Below are 17,107 nucleotides of genomic sequence, written 5' to 3' on the forward strand. Positions count from 1 at the left end.
GATTTTCTATGATCGTGGAGATCAAAATGAGCTTGCCGGATATTATCGGCCTGTTGGGCGCAGTCTTCTATCTCACGGCTTACGCCCTGATTCAGCTGCGCATTTATACGGTGGATGACGCCATTATCACGCTGCTTAACATTCTGGGTGGCGTGGCTTTGATCTACTCACTCTCGTGGAATTTCAACCTCGGCTCCATCATCACGCAGGTTGCCTGGTTGCTCTTTACGATTATAGGCTACGCACGCTACCGCGTCATGGCTCGTCGCCGTGCCACAACACCTGGGGAATAACCCAAATCATCTTTATGTAACGGGATCATTCCCGTTGCTGGCAATAAGCCAGTCAGACACTTCACGAACGATTCTGCGTTGATGGCGGTCGGCTGGACGCATCAAGTAAAAATAGGCATCAGAGCGCATCATGTGGTCGTGAGCAGGCACAAGCGTACCAGCTGCCAGCTGCTCCTTAATCAGCCATGTCCACCCCAACGTGATGCCAATGCCTTGCGTTGCGGCAGCGACACATAATCCGTAATCGCCAAGACGCCACTCCAATGCGCCGGCGGGCGGTGACAGCTTTGCATCCTGCCACCATTCCGGCCAGCCTTGCCAATCGCGCATCGTGTCTTCGATTGCCAGCAGGACGGGAGCTTTCAACTCCATGATGTTTCCACAGCCAGGTGCGGAAACAGGCACTACCTCTTCACGTCCCAGAATTGTCAGGTTGACCCCGATAGGTCGTTCTTTTCGATAAAAAAGAGCGAGATCAAATTCATCAAGCCGCAAATGCGCTACGTCATCAGTGACCCGCAGCCTGATTTCGATACCCGGAATTTCCGTTTTCAACATGCCGACACGTGTGAGAAACCACTGATCGGCAATGCCGCGTGAACAGGCAATGGTAATCTGACGCGGGCCGGTCCATGCCCTCAGCCCGTCCGTTACGGTTGTCAGATCTCCGAGAAGACGACTGACTTCTGAGGCATAGCTTTCACCGATCGCTGTCAATTGAACGCCAATGGGCAAACGGTTGAACAATTTCGAACCAATGAAAGCTTCGAGTTTGCCGATCTGACGACTGACCGCACTCTGCGTGAGACCAAGTTCAAGGCCCGCGCGTGAGAAGCTGCCAAGACGGGCAGCACTGTCAAACACCACAAGTGCATTGAGAGGCGGAATGGATTGCCGGCCAACTGCCAAATGAGAGTTCCTGTATCAATTTATATGGCACAAACTGTAATAGCTGATGATCTCGTTTGGATCCTGTTTGCTAGCTTTGATCAGTTCGCGACATGACAGCCTTTACGACAATATCCTTATTTGCTGAGCTATCAATTTGCCACTGTTTTCGATAGAAATATAATTCCTTTCAATGGCCCAATGTTGGGGCTCAGCGCAAAAGTTTTAAACCCTGTTACCCGTTTTAATATGAAATAGATGGACCCGGCTTTCGTCTCCTTTGACGTGCACCTGTTGCCCTAGCTCCAACTCGCTATCACGCGGGAACTCAACGGTCAGCATTTTAGGCTGGCCAATTTCGATATAGCCAAACATCTGACTTCCCAAGCGTTCAACCACCGCAAGCTCACCGCTGAACCAAGCGTCTTGTGCTGAACAAGCCGCCAGGTCTTCTGGCCGAATGCCCAGCGTAACATGACCCTGAACATTGAGCGGCGCGAAGTGGGAACGCAGAGAAATGTCCCTCCCTGTGCAGGACAGCACGAGAGTTTCTCCACTGTTCTGTCGAACCTCAGCAGGAAGAGCGTTCATGGTCGGGCTGCCAATGAATTGCGCAACAAAAAGACTGGCAGGTTTCCGATATATATCGAGCGGCTTGCCAATCTGTTCGACATTGCCCTTGTTCATAACCACAATTCGATCAGCAAGTGTCATCGCCTCGACCTGATCATGCGTCACATAAACGGTGGTCGCTTTAATCTTTCTGTGTAGTTTCGCAATTTCCAGCCGCATTTCAACACGCAAAGCGGCATCAAGATTCGAGAGCGGTTCATCGAACAAAAATGCATTGGGCTCTCGCACAATCGCGCGCCCCATAGCGACACGCTGGCGTTGCCCCCCTGAAAGTTGTGCAGGGCGACGCGCAAGAAACTCGCCAATTTTAAGCGTTTCGGCCACCGTTCCAATGCGAGATGATACGTCATTATCATTCGAGCCGCGCATTTTGAGTCCAAACGCCATATTCTCTTCCACACTCATGTGCGGATAGAGCGCGTAATCCTGAAAGACCATCGCAATGTTACGCTCCGAGGGCGAAAGCTCGTTGACGATGGCATCGCCAAATTTCAATTCACCGCCCGATATATCCTCCAGACCCGCGATCATTCTGAGCAAAGTGGATTTGCCGCAACCGGAGGGACCGACCAGAACAACAAACTCTCCACTCTCGATCCGAAAGTCGAGATCGTGGATGACTTTATGGGTGCCATAAGTCTTCTGGATACGTTCCAACGCGATGGCGATCATGCCTTCTCCTCCCAGAGTTTTCGCTTGACGTCTTTTATCGATATTATTATCAATAATGATAATTGAGACATTAGGCAAGGAGGCTCAGACATCGGCGTGGCATATTTTTCACCCAAACTCGTTCAGAGCAGGCCTCCAAAAGCAGCAGTCGTATTTGAAGCGCTCAAGCGGGATATTATGCTTGGCACATTGCCCGCTGGGGCCAACTTGACAGAATTGGAAATCGCCGCGCATTTTCAGTGCAGCCAAGGACCGGTGCGTGAAGCGTTGCTCCAATTGCAGGAAGAAGGCCTTGTGCTGAGACAAGGACATAGGGGAACACAAGTTTCTCTTTGTACGCCGGATGAAGCTGTTGAAATGTTTCGCCTGCGCAATTCCATTGAATGCAATGGTATTCCACGCGTGATGATGCGGCGATCCAAAAAGCTGACGGATGATCTTAAAGAAATGCTGGAGGGGATGCTGCAGGCAGCTGATGAAAAAGACGAATATCGTCTAGCTGCAATCGATCGTGATTTTCACCGGCGCATTTTCGACGAAGCAGACCTGCCCGCTCTGAACCCCATTTTACATCGTTGCCTCGTGCATAATCATCGCTTCAAAATCTCACAAAGCGGCAGTGCACGCGACCTGCGTGGAACCGCGCTACGTCATTGCGCAATTATTGATGCACTTGAAGCAGCGGACATTGAAGCTGCACAGATCGCCATGCGCCATCATATTGCAACCATTGTCGATTTTGGGCCAGCTGTATTCCCGGAAGAAGGTCAGTCGCAATGACACATATCCTCGATCATGAACCGTTGCCAGAAATGCGGGCTCTTCTAGAAAAAATCGCTGTTGAGTTATCTGGCGCCCCTGATCCGACGACACTTCCGCCTGCGGAGGGTCGCACGCTTGCAGAAAAAAACAACCAGCGCTGGAATATCAATCTTCCAGAAATGCAGGCCGTGCGTTTAACGCAAATAGCTGCGAACCCGTCCATCGGCTCACAACAAACCCCATTGCTCGTTCTGGAACCAATCAACAAAAGGCCCGGAACCCTTCTTTTCATTCACGGTGGCGGATTTGCCTTTTGCAGCCCCAAAACGCATGAGCGCTGCGCACGGGTGCTCGCAGAAAAGACCCGTTTAACCGTTGTTTTGCCTGATTACCGGCTAGCACCGGAAAACCCTTTTCCCGCCGGCCTCCACGATGTCATCGGCACCATGCGGGCATTAATTGATGGACAATTAGAAGGGCTGGATGGCCCCGTTTATATCGCAGGCGATTCCGCTGGCGCAAATCTTTCCCTCTCAGCGATGCTGCACGCGGCGCAAAACAATTATGCGCTGCCCAAGGGCGCCCTGCTCTTTTATGGCAACTATGCCATGGATTTTGAAACTCCATCTTATCAAGCCTTCATCAATGGTCCGGGGCTTACCACCGACAGAATGAAGCGTTATTGGAACTGGTATGCGAGCGGGCAAGACATTGCTTCACATCCGCTGGCCTGTCCACTTCACGCTGAAGATGCAGCTCTTGAAAAAATGCCCGCGCTTTATCTTACAGCCGCAGGCATTGACCCCCTCTTTTCCGATACGATTTTGCTGCATGAGCGACTGTTAAAAATTGGCCGCAAGGACGAAATAGCCATCACAAAAGGCGTGGTGCATGGCTTTCTACAATACACAAATGAACTGACGGCAGCTGAAGCAGCGTTGGAGGACGCGGCGCAGGCATTAAGCCGAATGGCCTGAACAAGAGAGGCCTTTTAAACAACTGGGAGGAGTTGAAATGTTGAAATCTCTTATGCTCAGTGCGGCATTTACCGCTGCACTGACATTTTCCGCGCAATCTGCTGAAACCGTCCGCTTCTGGTATCATTTCGACAACCCGGAAAATCCGATGTCCGAACTGGTTGCCAAGTTTGAAAAGGCCAATCCAGACATCAAAATCGAGGCGGAAAATATTCCGTGGAATAGCTACTACGATAATCTCTATACGTCGATTATTGGTGGCAGCGCGCCTGATGCTGCCATGGTCAAGCTGTTTGCACAGCCACGTTTGACCGAAATGGAAGCACTTGAGCCGCTTGGCGAGCGGATCAATGGCTGGGCCGGAAAAGACGACCTGCTCGACAATCTCCTTGAGTTGAACAAAGCAGCAGACGGCAGCCAATACTATCTACCTATTCAATATGTCGTCCTTTATCTCTATTATCGCGCTGACCTCTTCAAAGAAGCAGGCCTTGAGCCTCCTAAAACCTGTGAAGACTTCCGCAACGCAGCCATCAAGCTCACAGAGGCCCCAAATCGCTACGGCTTTGGCCTTCGCGGAGGCAAAGGCGGATGGGATCAATGGGGCGCTTTTGTTCTTTCACAGGGTGGTGAGCTGAAGCCGGGTGGCTTGACGACGCCCTCTGCGGTGGCAGCCAATCAATGGGTAATTGATCTTTTCCAGAAGGACAAAGTCATTCCACCATCAGCACCCAATGACGGCTTTCAGGAGATTATCTCGGCCTTTAAAGGCGGAAAAACGGCGATGACAATCCACCATATCGGATCGTCCAAAGACCTCGTTGCCGCTTTAGGCGACAAGGTGTCGGCAGTGCCTGTGCCTGAATGCGGAGGCAATCGCTGGACCTCCTATGGTGATGAATCGCTTGCGATATTCTCATCCTCAGAAGTGAAAGACGCTGCCTGGAAATGGATTTCCTTCCTTGCAGAAGGCGAAAATAACGTCTCCTTCAACAGTGCAACCGGTCAGATGACCGTGACAAAAAGCGGTGCCAAAGACTGGAAGCTGCACGAACGCCGTTTCGTTGATGCCACGGTTGATTCACTGCCCTTCGCACATGTGCTTCCACAAAATGAGGGCACATCGGAATTCGTGAACACGGCTTGGCAAATTGAAATGCAACGCGCACTCGCTGGGCAAATCACCTCCGAACAGATGATGCAGGAACTGGAAAAGCTTTTCCAAAACTAATCGATTGAAGCGCGTGAGCAATATGGCAGCAAACAATTGTGCTGCCATGCCTCCCCTTGCCCCTTCGAGATCCCGTTCTTTCATTAGCATGGATAGATAACCTATGTCCGCATTGCCCTCCACATCCATTGCACCGACGCGACTTCGCCGCCGAAGCAAAACATGGTTGCCTTACTGGTTGCTGAGCCCTGCCGTTATCGTGACGCTGGTGATTGTCTTCTTGCCGATGGTGCAGGCAGTTTGGACAAGTTTTTACGATTTGGTTCTGTTCAAACCCAAAGCGACGGCATTTGTTGGCCTTGGCAACTACATCAAGCTGTTGCAAGATCCGGTATTCTGGGCTGCATTCTGGAATACATGCATCTGGATCGGACTGACCGTCCCGCTTCAAATGGGTCTTGGTCTGATTACGGCGCTGCTACTCAACAGAGAGTTTCCATGGCGTGGTCTGGCGCGTGCGCTGGTCATCATTCCGTGGGCGTTGCCAAGTGTCGTGATTGCGCTCATGTGGCGCTGGATTTACGATCCCAACACCGGCGTTCTCAATGACATCCTGCTCAATCTCTCAGTTGTAAGCCAGGCAGTTCCTTGGCTGGCCGATCCAAATATCGCCCTTTACGCAATCATCGCCACACTGACATGGCAGGGCTTTCCGTTCTTTGCGATCATGATCCTGGCGGGCTTACAGGGCATTCCCAAAAGCCAGTATGAGGCAGCATCCATTGATGGTGCTTCGCCTTGGCGTCAGTTTGTAAACGTAACTCTGCCCGGCATAGCGCCTGTGCTTGCAACAGCAGGCTTGCTCCGCGTGATCTGGGTTGCAAACTCCATGGACGTCATCTTCGTCATGACAGGCGGCGGCCCGGGCTACTCAACCTATACGCTGCCTCTCTATGCATTCGTAAAAGCGCGGCAAAACCTCGACTTCGGCTATGGCACCGCTATCGCTGTCACCTTCACGCTGCTGCTCGGCGTTCTGGTCGTTCTTTATCTGGCTCGTACAATGCGAGAGGTCGAAAAATGAAACGTCAAAGCACGCTTAAACGCATATTGACCACCGACTTACCCGTCGCTTGCATCGTGCTGTTTGCTTTGGCACCATTTGCGTGGATGGTGCTCACGTCGCTAACGCCCACCGAGGCGCTTTCAGCCAATGGTGTTTCGCTCTCACCATCGGGCTGGAGCCTCGATAATTACGAACGGCTGTTTAACAAAGCGCAGTTCTACAAAAATATGCTCGACAGCCTGGTTATTGCGGTTGGCACAGTGGTGCTGGGCCTCGCCGTTTCTGTAACCGCGGCCTATGCACTCTCGCGTTTTCGCTTTCTGGGGCGCAAATTGTTCATGATGCAATTTCTGCTCATCAACATGTTCCCCATTGTGCTGCTCATCCTGCCGCTTTTCATCATCATGCGAAAATATGGCATTCTGGACACCTATTTCGGCCTTATTCTTGCGAATTCCACGGTTGCCATTCCGTTTTCAGTCTGGATGCTGACGAGCTACGTCGCGGCAATCCCCAAAAGCCTTGATGAAGCCGCGATGATGGATGGCTGCTCACGTCTCGCCGCTTTACGGCGCGTGATTATACCCTTGATGATGCCCGGTATTATTTCCACTGGCATCTATATCTTCATCACCGCATGGAACGAATATCTTTATGCGCTGACACTTGGCGGCAGAAATGTGCGCCCTGTTACCGTCGCAATTCAGACCCTGATTGGTGAATACCAAATCGAATGGGGACTGCTCGCAGCGGGTGCTGTTGTTGGCGCCATGCCCGCAACCATTCTTTTCCTTCTCGTTCAAAAACGCCTTATCGGCGGCCTTACACAAGGGGCAGTCAAAGGCTGACACCCCCTACATTCCCCAATAGTTCTTCAAGCAATCGAGGAAATATCATGAACCCCATCGGGTTGATTTCAATGCAATATGCGCGGCCTTTCACAGCCCAGCATTTTTCCCTTTTCCATAAAATGCGTGAACACGGATTTGAATTTGTTGAGTTGCTGGTGCCAGAACCCGGCGAACTGGACCTCAAAGAAACACGCAAAGCCCTCGATGACGCAGGACTTTTCGTCGTGCTTGCAGCACGCGTTAATCTTGAACGCAATATCTCTTCCGCCGACAACAATGCCTATCAGGGCGGCATTGATTATCTCAAATACACGGTTGATTGCGCCCATGCGCTTGGAGCGCAGGTTGTTGGTGGACCTCTGACCGGAAACCCTCTCGTCTTTGCTGGCCGCCCGCCACAGCCAGTTTCAGAAGATGAGCGTTTGCGCCGTAAAGATAGCTGCGTAAAAGCGCTGAAAATTGCCGGTGAATATGCGCAGGGAAGCGATGTTCTGCTCGCAGTCGAGCCACTTAACCGCTTTGAAAGCGATGTCCTTTGCACAACCCAGCAAGCAATCGAATTGTTGGATGCAGTTGACAAGCCAGCGATAAAACTGATGCTCGATACTTTCCACATGCATATGGAAGAAAGCTCAATTCCAGAAGCGATCAGGCTTGCAGGCGATCTGGTTGTGCATTTTCAGGCCAATGAAAATCACCGCGGCTTTCCCGGCACAGGCGCAACAGACTGGGTTGCGGTTTGTCGCGCCCTGCACGAGATCGCTTATACCGGCCCAATATCGCTTGAACCATTCCGCCGTCAGGATGATCGCTTTGGCGTTCCTTTTGCGCAATGGAGAGCGCCACACGAGGACGAAAGTGATCGTCTGTCAGCCAGCACCGCCTTCATGAAAAGCCACCTCCTGCTTACGGAGTATCGTCGATGACCCTCAAAATTGGTTGGATTGGTTGCGGTATCCACGCAACCCAGATGTTGCTCCCGCAGCTTGTTCGTTACGATGTGGAAATTGCCGCGCTTTGCGACATAGACCCGACACGGTTTGCGAATGCCGGACGGCAGTTCGGGGTGCGAACACTGACAAATGATGTTGAAGCCCTCCTCAACACACGCGGTCTTGATGCCATTGGCATGGCTGTTGGCCCTGATCAACACCTTGCATTTGGCAAGGCAGCGTTGGAACGCGGCTTGCCTGTATTCATGGAAAAACCACCTTCGGGGTCTGCCGAAGGCGCACGTGAACTTCTCAAAGCCTCCGAAAAAGCAAAAAAGCCACTGCTGCTCGGCTTCATGAAACGCTATTCGATCGGCAACAAAATCGCAGCCAATATCATAAAATCGGGCCAATTCGGCGATGTTCTGGGCCTAACCGGCTATTACATGACAGCCCCCGGTTATTTCGCGGGCAACGTCGATTACACTGGCTTTTTCCTGCACCACTGCGTCCATTATATGGACCTCGTCTCCCACTTGGTTTCCCCTGTTCGAAAGCTGACAGCCAAGAAAGTCGAAAAAGAACCGGGTAAGCTGTTGATCCACGCGGCATTCGATTTTGAATGTGGCGCTATCGGCACCATTGCGATGGGGACGATTCAGTCGCGCGGAACCCCCGTCGAACGCATTGAACTGATGGGAGATCACCAGCGTATTGAGGTGGACGATGTTATCGACGTGCGCTGGCATCGTAATCCAGCATTCAAAATTGACGATCCGAATGCGACATTGTCAGGCGACTGCGATACACTCACTTGGAAGCCTAACTTTACCGCAGCGGCCAATGAAGACCCCAAGGGCTATCATTCATTGTTGGCAGATGTCGTGCCCGCGCTTATGGGAGCGGAAACACCCGCCCCAAACATCGCTGATGGGGTTGTTGCTATGGAACGCCTAGAGACTATGCGAAAGGAAGTAGGCTTATAGTGCCAATCCATTCATGCTTAAAAGAAGCGGACATGGCAAAAGCCCTTGCCGCTTCTTTCCAATACATTCTAGAATAGCTACGATATATGGTTTTCGCCATCAGAGCTAACGGTACCGGCTCAAGCAAGTCACGGTCGTTAACGAGGTCAACCGCACACATCGCCGACAATAGAAGCTTATTGCTCCGCTGGCGTAAGCGGTTTGCGAAGAGACCGCCCAACCGCTCAAAACTTGTCGAAACCCTTCGTGCTCAATTGTATTGAGCACAGCACAACCGAGCGGTGGCGGACGGATTTCCGGCTGTCATCTGCATCACAAAGGCTCGCGCATGGTCCATGAGAATGCGCATCAGAGCTGCATTTAATTTGATTTATTGCCTTAAACCAATAAGTAAGCAGAGGCTTGTCTATCGAAGCCGACAATACGCTTACCTTCATCGAAGGCAGTAAGAAGCTGGTGGCGAAGCGACAACCTGGCATGCATCGCTGCCGCCGGATCAGTTGCAAGCAGATGATCGATATCGCTTGGTATTTTTACACATTGAGCCTCCGTCGGAAGCTCAGCTTTCTGGCCTTGAGATTGCGCTTTTACACGGGGATCATCCAATTGCCAGTCAGCGACGACCCTGTCCGAAGGCAAGCCAGCATTGATGCCAACCATGGGACCATAATAATTGATATGATAGATTGATGATGTTGCGCCAAGGCTTGCAATATTTAAACCCGCATTGACCGCGCGGATCGGATCATAGGTCCAGCGGACATGCGTGATGCCCCTCGCAAGGCACCAAGCGCGTTGGAACCATTTCATCCGGGCACCAAGTTTCAACCCTCTTGCTTCCGGAAGAACAGCCAGACGGTGAGAATGTTGAACTCCCGGCGTTGCACTTGGAAAACCAAAGATGAAACCAATCATCTTTGCGCCTTCAAACGCACCAGCGACAAGGCCGCCTTCGTGCTGAATCGCAAGCAATAGATCTGCGGCATCGACAGGGTCCTCTTCTCCCCACACCAGCCGTTGCACATCCTCCGAATTCTTCATCTCGACGAGAGACGCAAGCTCTCGGATCAGGATTTCGCTCATGCGACGAAATCCTCTCGTTGGCTGGTAACTGTATTGAGAAATGCATAATCCAAAGTCACACCGATACCCGAACCATTGTGAGGAACGGCCATTTGGCCATTCTTTGCTTCGAGCGGCTCGTTGACGATATCACGCGGGAAATATCGGCTGGCGGATGATGTGTCGCCCGGCTTTGTAAAATTCGGCAGTGTGGACAGATGAATATTATGCGCCCGACCAATGCCGGATTCAAGCATCCCGCCGCACCATACAGGCACATCGAAAGCGGCACAGACATCGTGAATTGCGCGTGATGCGCTGTGGCCACCGACACGGCCCACTTTGATATTAATGACGCGGCACGCACCCGCTACAAGTGCCTTTCGTGCATCAACGCAAGACCGGATGCTCTCATCAAGACAGATGGCGGTCAACAATTTTTCCTGCACATGCACGTGATCGGTAATGTCGTCAAAGGCCAGCGGTTGCTCGATATAGTCAAGCGCAAAAGCGTCCATCGCCTTAAGAAGGGGTAGATCAGAAAGGTGATAATCTGCATTCGCATCTACCGTCAGCTTTGCGTCAGGAAAATGATCCCGTACTACTTGGAGCATAGCAAGATCATGGCCACGCTTAATCTTCAGTTTAACGCGTTTGTAACCGGCGTCGAGCGAAGCGGCGATCCTTTCAATGGTAGTTGCAATGTCTGCAATGCCCAAGCTGACACCCACATCGATAGCATCACGAACACCACCAAGCGCTACGCTTAATGGCAGGTTGAGTGCTTTCGCCCACAGATCCCACACGGCCATTTCAACCATGGCCTTACTCATTCGATGACCGCGCCACGGATCGAGAATGGCCGCAATATCAGCTGGCCCATTAAAGCGCTTCCCAACGATTTGCGGTAGAATGACTTCACGTAGAAAAGAGAGTGAGCCGGAGATCGTCTCCTCCAGATAATCTGGTAATGGATCCATCACGCCTTCGGCATAACCCTCCAGCCCCTCAGCCCGTAAGGTAAGGATCGGGATGATCTTTTCAGTCATCGTGCCGGTGGAGATCACAAAAGGCACGAGCAGCGGCAAACGTATGACCCGTATTTCAGCTGCCTCTATTTTTAATCCGGCGAAAATTGGCGCTGCGTGCATCGAATTTTCCATCTGTGAGCATAAATGATCGATCTGGTCCAAGACTTTGGTGATGGCGACACGCCATCCTGATTGGCCCGTTCGAGCGAATTAAATTCACTGTTCTCCGCTAAAGTCCAATGGATTCGTCAGCCCTTCAACTGAAGCTGATCTGGCAATGTGTCCAACGGGAAAACCGGGCGCCGCACGTTGGAATAGGTTCGTCTCGACAGATCTGGTGAGCTCAAACCGCCAGCATCGGTAACAATGATCTGCCTTGCAATCGGCCCGAATGCTCCTTTAAAATGCTGCATCGACTTGACCGCCAGAACAGACTTTTCCTTCGGTTCGATGCCAACAACACGGAAAATGTTCTTATCAAGCATCTGCATACGCTCCGATACGATCAGAATATCGATCCCATCCACATGCAGGCACACAGCTTTCCCGGTTGTTCCAGGCAAACCTGTAAACATTGGGCCTTCAAAGAAAAAAGACCCATTGCTTTTAGCCATCACGCGGCCCGTCACCGTCAGTGGGCCACCACCAATGGATGGATCGGATTTGCCACCGATCGTTACCGTGATGCTCTCACCTACCGGTCTGGCTGAAATCTCGACCACGGCCTCAGGATCAAGAAGTGCACCCGCGGCGGCATTGGTCACACCAGCTTGGAGCATCGCCGCAATGAGTGCTGTGCAGTCACTGTATGCACCTGAACCGGGATTATCGGAGAAATCGGCGACGACAATCGTACCTTCCCTGCCCTGCTCCTGTTTCAACTGCTCAATACATTCATCAAGCGGCATCGGCTGCGACCACTGATCTTTGTACGACCAGATTTCATCACAAATCTTACCCGCAACTTTGCGAGCCGTTTGTCGGCACACACTCTCTAGATCTGCCGTCACGATAACATTGGGACCAGCAGCCCAAACATCGGCATCGGTAAATCCTGCATTAACCGCCACATTCAAAATACCGGGTTGCTGCATTTCACGAGCCGCGCTTTCGAGCAGCCGACACATCGGCCCATTATCGGTTGTGCGACCGTCGTCACATCCAAGCAGCATTGGCGGTCGCGCAATAATCAATGAAGGCCTAATTTCGCCGCTCATCGCGCGATGCAGCAAAAGGCAGGCCTCTACACCAACTTCGCTCATGTCAACATGGGGATATGTGCGAAATGAAACGGCGATCTGTGCCAGATCAGCAAGTTCATCAAAAGTATTGGCATGGAGATCAAGTGTGATGGCTATGGGTACATCATATCCAACAACCGACCGTATCTCTCGAAGAAACTGGCTGTCGCCATCCTGATCCGTCTCGGTTACCATGGCACCATGCAGAGCGACAAATATGCCGTCCAAAGGTCCAGCTTGCTGCAGCCGCCTCAGGCACTCGCCAGTAATTTCCAGACGCGCATCCTCAAGCACAATACCGTTTGGCTCCGCATGCGCAGCGGTGATATAAACAGGTACCCAGCCCTTTTCATCCGCGACCTTTATTGCGCCGCCAACCTCCGAGCCTGTGCCTCGAAAATTGGCTGGAATCTCATCGCCCTTGAAATAATGCGACGCGCGAAAATCATTAATGCTGGTCCGATTTTCTGTGAAGGTATTATTTTCGTTTATGAATTCGATGATGGCAACACGATAGGACACGAGGCGACCTTTATTTTTCGGTGAAGATCAGTCTTGGCTAATTGAAAAGGAACGGTTGAAACTCGTTATTCCTCGCGCAGGGGCACCCGATTTGATGTGGTGTTTCAAATCAGGTGAGCCGTTGGGATCAGTTTAATTTGCAAAAACTTCACTAGCGAACTTTGGTTTGGCCCTGATATCGAAGTTAAAATAAAGAGCGCTGATCTTATCGTAGGTGCCGTCTTTAAGAATCTCTTCGAGAGCCTGATTGACACGTGTTCGCAGCTGCTCGTCTTCTTTGCGGAAAGCCATCCCCGCTCCCAATGTGCCGTCCAGAAGAAATTCTTCACCAACAAATTCGCAGCAGTCCGCCCCCTTTGAGAGCCAATCACTCAGTGCGAATTTGGATTCTAGCAAAAGGTCAATACGGCCGCTCTCCATATCCATGAAAGCCTCGCCCAATGTCGGATACAGCTTCACCTCATTGTCCGGAAAGAAGCGCTGCAACACGTCAGCTGCAATTGAGCCTGTCTGGGTGCCTATCACTTTGCCTTTGGCACTTTCGGGTGTCACATCTTTTAGGCCTAGATCCTTCAACGCAACAAACCGCATGGTGTTGTAGTAATAGGGATTGGAGAAGTTGACTTGCTCCTTGCGCGATTCAGTGATGGCCATTGAAGAAGCCATGATATCGAATTTCTTCGACTGGAGCGCGGGGATTATTCCACTCCATTCGTTCGCACTCCATACGCAATTGGCTTTCAGCTTTTCACAGATCGCATTCCCGACGTCGATATCAAAGCCCTTCAGCTGCCCGTTTGGGTCCAGATAATTAAAGGGGGCATAGGCACCCTCAGCTCCCATCCTGATTTCATCGGCTTGGACTGGAAGGACTCCACACAAGACGGCAAAAACGGCAGCAAACCCCATTTTCGTTTTTTTGATCACATTCGTTCTCCTTTTATATGCCTGCCTGATTGGTAACCGACGCGTACTACGATCGAGAGCAGATAAACGCGGATATCCAAGGGCGACTTTTATTGCTTAACGAATATGCTTGCGCCGAAGGGCGATCAATGCAAAAGATCTATTTAATGCCATTAGAAAAATTAATAGCTGGATGACTTCACGAGCCAAACGACGCCTTCCAAGTTTGAGGGCCCTACGGGCTTTTGAAGCGGTATCACATTGCCAAAGCTTCACCCTGGCAGCAGAAGAACTTGCAATAAGCCAAGGCGCCGTAAGCCATCAAATCAAGCTTCTTGAGCAAGCGTTGGGCCGTCAGCTGCTTGTCCGCAGCCCTCGCGGAGTATCCGTAACGCCTGAAGGCGCTCTTCTTCTGGAAGTCTGTACGCGCGCATTTGATGAAATCAATGCTGTGACCGCACTGATAGGCCAAGATAGCAAGGCGCAAGTTCTACGAGTTCGTGCCGGTCCATTTTTTGCAATGGAGGTTATCGCGAGCAGGATTGCAGGCTTTTTGAAGCAAAACCCCAGTATACAGCTTCATCTGAATAATCTTGATATAGATTCCATCGCTCAGGATAGAGAAGACGCGCAGATAAAATACTGTTTGCACCCGCCTGTAGGCGTCTACAGCATAGAACTTTTAAAAGAAAAATTAGTACCCATTTGCAATCCCTCACTCCTGGATGGTGTAGTCAACGCAGAAGATGTTCTGGCTAACCCGAATATTCCTCGCCTACATTATAGGGACTTAAGCGACTGGAAGAGATGGATGTCGCATCATGGCTTTGACGATTTAGCTGCCAACTCCAACCTGTTTTTTGATGATCAACACACGCTTTTGGCCGCAGTGCGCTCCGGACAGGGCATTGGTTTTTCTCATCGTCCACTCGTCGAGAGCGACGTACAACGCGGAGCGCTCTGCATCGTATCCGAGCGGTATTTCGAGCCCAGAGAATCATACAAATTTATATGCAGCCACGAGAACATTGCCAGCAATCCTGCATTGCAGCTCTTCCGCGACTGGCTTGTTAAAGAAGTTGCAACAATCTGCTAAGCGCAGGCAGTTGAAATCAGATAAAAAACACCTCAAAGCACATGGTGGAAAGCGATATCTGAGTTTTATTCTCAACTATGTGAATATATTTGATCCCAATCAAAGATGTGAGCGCCAAGCCGTTCTAAGTCTGCATCAGACTGGTCATTATCAGGCACCGCTGTGATGTCGCCTGAGCCAGCTATGGAGATCAAAAAAGATGCGCAAATTTGCTATTTCCCTCGCCGCTGCTGGGCTGAGCCTGATGATGGCAGCACCCGTTCTCGCGGAAAACATCGAAGTTCATATGCTCAACAAAGGCGCAGAAGGTGCGATGGTTTTTGAGCCTGCCTATATCAAGGCCAACCCCGGCGACACGATTACCTTCATTCCTACCGACAAGGGCCACAATGTGGAGTCGGTCAAGGGCATGATCCCGGAAGGCGTGGAAGCGTTTAAGAGCAAGGTTAACGAAAACTACACACTCACGGTCACCGAACCCGGCGCCTATTTCGTAAAATGCACACCACATTACGCAATGGGTATGGTTGCGCTGCTGGTTGTCGGCGAGAACCCGGCAAATCTTGATGCTATTGTCGCGGCCAAGAAGCCAAAGCCGGTCCAGAAGCGGCTGGAAAAGGCGATTGCAGACGCCCAATAAAAGACTGCCGATAATTGCATTAAAACCGGTCAGTGAGAGGATACTATGAAAGTACAGGAAGGCCTGCTGGCCACCTCCGCAGCGATGCCCTCCGAACGCCGCGGCGCAATAGCGCGCGGCTTCAAAAAGACCGGGCCGGCAATTTTCAGCTATGGCTTCCGCCCATTTTTTCTGGGCGGAGCCATCTGGGCCGTTCTGGCCATGCTGCTTTGGATCTTGTCGCTGACTTTCGGCGTTTCAGTCGGGGGCACTTATGGCGCGCTGAACTGGCATGCACATGAAATGGTCTTTGGCTTTTCTTCTGCAGTTCTCGCAGGTTTTCTAATGACCGCCATACCCAACTGGACAGGCAGGCTGCCGGTTTCCGGCGCTCCGCTTGCGATACTTTTCGGCACATGGCTTATCGGGCGCGTCCTCTTTCTCAATCCAGACATCACCAATCTTTATCTGGCAGTTGCAATAGAAAGCCTGTTTCTGCCAATGCTGCTTTTTATCAGCGCACGCGAGATCATTGCGGGTCGTCAGTGGAAAAATCTAAAAGTTCTGATTGCCGTCAGCGTGGTTACAATTGCCAATTTCACATTTCACTATCTGGCAATGACGGACGGCGATGTTGCGATGGCAAACCGCATCGGGGTCAGCGCCTATGTCCTGCTGGTCATGTTGATTGGTGGACGTATCATTCCAAGCTTCACCCGCAACTGGCTTAACAAAACCGGATCAACCCGGTTTCCGGTTCCATTTAACAGGTACGATGTCCTGTGCATTATGGTTGCGGCTTTGGCGTGCATCTCATGGGTTGTGGCACCTGAATCAACTCTTACTGCCATTCTTGCAATCATTACGGCAGTCCTGCACACGATAAGGCTCTATCGCTGGCGCGGCTGGAGCGTGGCACGTGAAAAGATACTGCTGGTTCTGCACGTGGCCTATGCTTTCGTGCCGCTGGGTTACATTGCCATTGCATGTGCAGCTCTTGGCCATCTCAACCCTTATTCAGCGCTCCATGTCATGACAGTTGGCGTCATCGGCACCATGATGCTTGCAGTTATGACACGTGCAACTCGCGGGCATACCGGTCGGCCATTAACCGCTACACCCAGCACACAGATTGCCTATCTATGTATTATTCTTGCTGCTCTGTTGCGGCCCTTTGCAGAAATGATGCCGAATTTCTTTCATACATTGCTCGCAGGTTCGGCGCTGTTATGGATACTGGCTTTTGGCCTCTATGTTCTGGAATATGGACCGATGCTCACACGGCAACGTAAAGCGACATCTTAGAGCCGAACCGAAAATTAAGTTGAGCGATTTCAGGAGTTTATGATTCTCTGTGGTTTACCAAGACTACGGAGGATCACATGGCCTGGACTGAAAC

17 protein-coding genes are annotated in these 17,107 nt (G+C 51.3%); 11 read left to right on the top strand and 6 right to left on the bottom strand.

The genetic code is table 11. The features are described from left to right. Nucleotides 1-26 precede the first annotated feature (26 nt). Entirely contained in the window at nt 27-293 is a 267-nt protein-coding gene (locus VBH83_RS15540; protein ID WP_265985731.1) for a cyclic nucleotide-binding protein, read from the top strand. Nucleotides 294-305: 12 nt separating this feature from the next. On the opposite strand, the gene VBH83_RS15545 is transcribed toward VBH83_RS15540, so the two are convergent. Next, nucleotides 306-1,202 (bottom strand): LysR substrate-binding domain-containing protein, encoded by an 897-nt coding sequence (locus VBH83_RS15545; RefSeq protein WP_265985732.1) that lies wholly within the window; start codon nt 1,200-1,202, stop codon nt 306-308. Nucleotides 1,203-1,406: 204 nt separating this feature from the next. Continuing rightward, nucleotides 1,407-2,486 (bottom strand): ABC transporter ATP-binding protein, encoded by a 1,080-nt coding sequence (locus tag VBH83_RS15550; protein ID WP_265985733.1) that lies wholly within the window; start codon nt 2,484-2,486, stop codon nt 1,407-1,409. 96 nt (nt 2,487-2,582) lie between these two features. Here VBH83_RS15550 and VBH83_RS15555 point away from each other — a divergent pair, with 96 nt between their 5' ends. The 7 genes from VBH83_RS15555 to VBH83_RS15585 all read left to right on the top strand — a co-directional run bounded on the left by VBH83_RS15555 (nt 2,583) and on the right by VBH83_RS15585 (nt 9,231). Then, nucleotides 2,583-3,266, top strand: a complete 684-nt coding sequence (locus tag VBH83_RS15555; RefSeq protein ID WP_265985734.1) for a GntR family transcriptional regulator — start codon at nt 2,583-2,585, stop codon at nt 3,264-3,266. After that, nucleotides 3,263-4,225 carry an alpha/beta hydrolase gene (locus VBH83_RS15560; protein ID WP_265985736.1) on the top strand — a complete coding sequence of 321 codons (963 nt, stop codon included), beginning with the start codon at nt 3,263-3,265 and terminating at the stop codon, nt 4,223-4,225. The genes VBH83_RS15555 and VBH83_RS15560 overlap by 4 nt, the downstream gene beginning before the upstream one ends. 37 nt (nt 4,226-4,262) lie before the next feature. Next, on the top strand, nt 4,263-5,456 hold the full coding sequence (locus VBH83_RS15565) for a sugar ABC transporter substrate-binding protein (protein WP_265985737.1): 1,194 nt from the start codon (nt 4,263-4,265) through the stop codon (nt 5,454-5,456). Between the two features lie 103 nt (nt 5,457-5,559). Next, nucleotides 5,560-6,480 (top strand): carbohydrate ABC transporter permease, encoded by a 921-nt coding sequence (locus tag VBH83_RS15570; protein WP_265985738.1) that lies wholly within the window; start codon nt 5,560-5,562, stop codon nt 6,478-6,480. After that, the gene (locus VBH83_RS15575) at nt 6,477-7,310 is read left to right on the top strand and encodes a carbohydrate ABC transporter permease (RefSeq protein ID WP_265985739.1); all 834 of its coding nucleotides are present in this window, start codon (nt 6,477-6,479) and stop codon (nt 7,308-7,310) included. Before VBH83_RS15570 ends, VBH83_RS15575 begins: the two co-directional genes overlap by 4 nt. A 47-nt stretch (nt 7,311-7,357) precedes the next feature. Then, nucleotides 7,358-8,239: a sugar phosphate isomerase/epimerase gene (locus VBH83_RS15580; RefSeq protein ID WP_265985740.1), complete on the top strand. Its 882-nt coding sequence runs from the start codon at nt 7,358-7,360 to the stop codon at nt 8,237-8,239. Then, nucleotides 8,236-9,231 (top strand): Gfo/Idh/MocA family protein, encoded by a 996-nt coding sequence (locus VBH83_RS15585; protein ID WP_396998527.1) that lies wholly within the window; start codon nt 8,236-8,238, stop codon nt 9,229-9,231. The genes VBH83_RS15580 and VBH83_RS15585 overlap by 4 nt, the downstream gene beginning before the upstream one ends. A gap of 378 nt (nt 9,232-9,609) precedes the next feature. On the opposite strand, the gene VBH83_RS15590 is transcribed toward VBH83_RS15585, so the two are convergent. The 4 genes from VBH83_RS15590 to VBH83_RS15605 form a co-directional block, all read right to left on the bottom strand. Beyond that, nucleotides 9,610-10,314: a GNAT family N-acetyltransferase gene (locus tag VBH83_RS15590; protein ID WP_265985742.1), complete on the bottom strand. Its 705-nt coding sequence runs from the start codon at nt 10,312-10,314 to the stop codon at nt 9,610-9,612. Beyond that, nucleotides 10,311-11,444 (bottom strand): o-succinylbenzoate synthase, encoded by a 1,134-nt coding sequence (gene menC / locus VBH83_RS15595; protein ID WP_396998530.1) that lies wholly within the window; start codon nt 11,442-11,444, stop codon nt 10,311-10,313. The genes VBH83_RS15590 and menC overlap by 4 nt, the downstream gene beginning before the upstream one ends. A gap of 128 nt (nt 11,445-11,572) precedes the next feature. Next, a complete protein-coding gene (locus VBH83_RS15600; RefSeq protein WP_265985745.1) occupies nt 11,573-13,087 on the bottom strand; it encodes a M81 family metallopeptidase in 1,515 nt (504 codons plus the stop codon). A 132-nt stretch (nt 13,088-13,219) separates the two neighbouring features. After that, a complete protein-coding gene (locus VBH83_RS15605) occupies nt 13,220-14,014 on the bottom strand; it encodes a transporter substrate-binding domain-containing protein (protein WP_396998531.1) in 795 nt (264 codons plus the stop codon). A gap of 109 nt (nt 14,015-14,123) precedes the next feature. Between VBH83_RS15605 and VBH83_RS15610 the strand changes: the two genes are divergently transcribed. The 3 genes from VBH83_RS15610 to VBH83_RS15620 all read left to right on the top strand — a co-directional run bounded on the left by VBH83_RS15610 (nt 14,124) and on the right by VBH83_RS15620 (nt 17,013). Beyond that, entirely contained in the window at nt 14,124-15,089 is a 966-nt protein-coding gene (locus tag VBH83_RS15610; RefSeq protein WP_265985748.1) for a LysR family transcriptional regulator, read from the top strand. Between the two features lie 199 nt (nt 15,090-15,288). After that, on the top strand, nt 15,289-15,729 hold the full coding sequence (locus tag VBH83_RS15615; protein WP_265985749.1) for a pseudoazurin: 441 nt from the start codon (nt 15,289-15,291) through the stop codon (nt 15,727-15,729). Nucleotides 15,730-15,774: 45 nt separating this feature from the next. Further along, nucleotides 15,775-17,013 carry an NnrS family protein gene (locus VBH83_RS15620; protein WP_265985750.1) on the top strand — a complete coding sequence of 413 codons (1,239 nt, stop codon included), beginning with the start codon at nt 15,775-15,777 and terminating at the stop codon, nt 17,011-17,013. Nucleotides 17,014-17,107: the final 94 nt, after the last annotated feature.

The sequence above is a fragment of the Ochrobactrum sp. S1502_03 genome (assembly GCF_044435015.1).
GTDB lineage: Bacteria > Pseudomonadota > Alphaproteobacteria > Rhizobiales > Rhizobiaceae > Brucella > Brucella chromiisoli.

Coding starts and splice junctions, on each gene's coding strand:
- VBH83_RS15560 (WP_265985736.1), top strand. CDS start 3,263: ATGACACATATCCTCGATCATGAACCGTTGCCAGAAATGCGGGCTCTT.
- VBH83_RS15570 (WP_265985738.1), top strand. CDS start 5,560: ATGTCCGCATTGCCCTCCACATCCATTGCACCGACGCGACTTCGCCGC.
- VBH83_RS15585 (WP_396998527.1), top strand. CDS start 8,236: ATGACCCTCAAAATTGGTTGGATTGGTTGCGGTATCCACGCAACCCAG.
- menC (WP_396998530.1), bottom strand. CDS start 11,444: ATGCACGCAGCGCCAATTTTCGCCGGATTAAAAATAGAGGCAGCTGAA.
- VBH83_RS15550 (WP_265985733.1), bottom strand. CDS start 2,486: ATGATCGCCATCGCGTTGGAACGTATCCAGAAGACTTATGGCACCCAT.
- VBH83_RS15575 (WP_265985739.1), top strand. CDS start 6,477: ATGAAACGTCAAAGCACGCTTAAACGCATATTGACCACCGACTTACCC.
- VBH83_RS15565 (WP_265985737.1), top strand. CDS start 4,263: ATGTTGAAATCTCTTATGCTCAGTGCGGCATTTACCGCTGCACTGACA.
- VBH83_RS15590 (WP_265985742.1), bottom strand. CDS start 10,314: ATGAGCGAAATCCTGATCCGAGAGCTTGCGTCTCTCGTCGAGATGAAG.
- VBH83_RS15540 (WP_265985731.1), top strand. CDS start 27: ATGAGCTTGCCGGATATTATCGGCCTGTTGGGCGCAGTCTTCTATCTC.
- VBH83_RS15615 (WP_265985749.1), top strand. CDS start 15,289: ATGCGCAAATTTGCTATTTCCCTCGCCGCTGCTGGGCTGAGCCTGATG.
- VBH83_RS15620 (WP_265985750.1), top strand. CDS start 15,775: ATGAAAGTACAGGAAGGCCTGCTGGCCACCTCCGCAGCGATGCCCTCC.
- VBH83_RS15580 (WP_265985740.1), top strand. CDS start 7,358: ATGAACCCCATCGGGTTGATTTCAATGCAATATGCGCGGCCTTTCACA.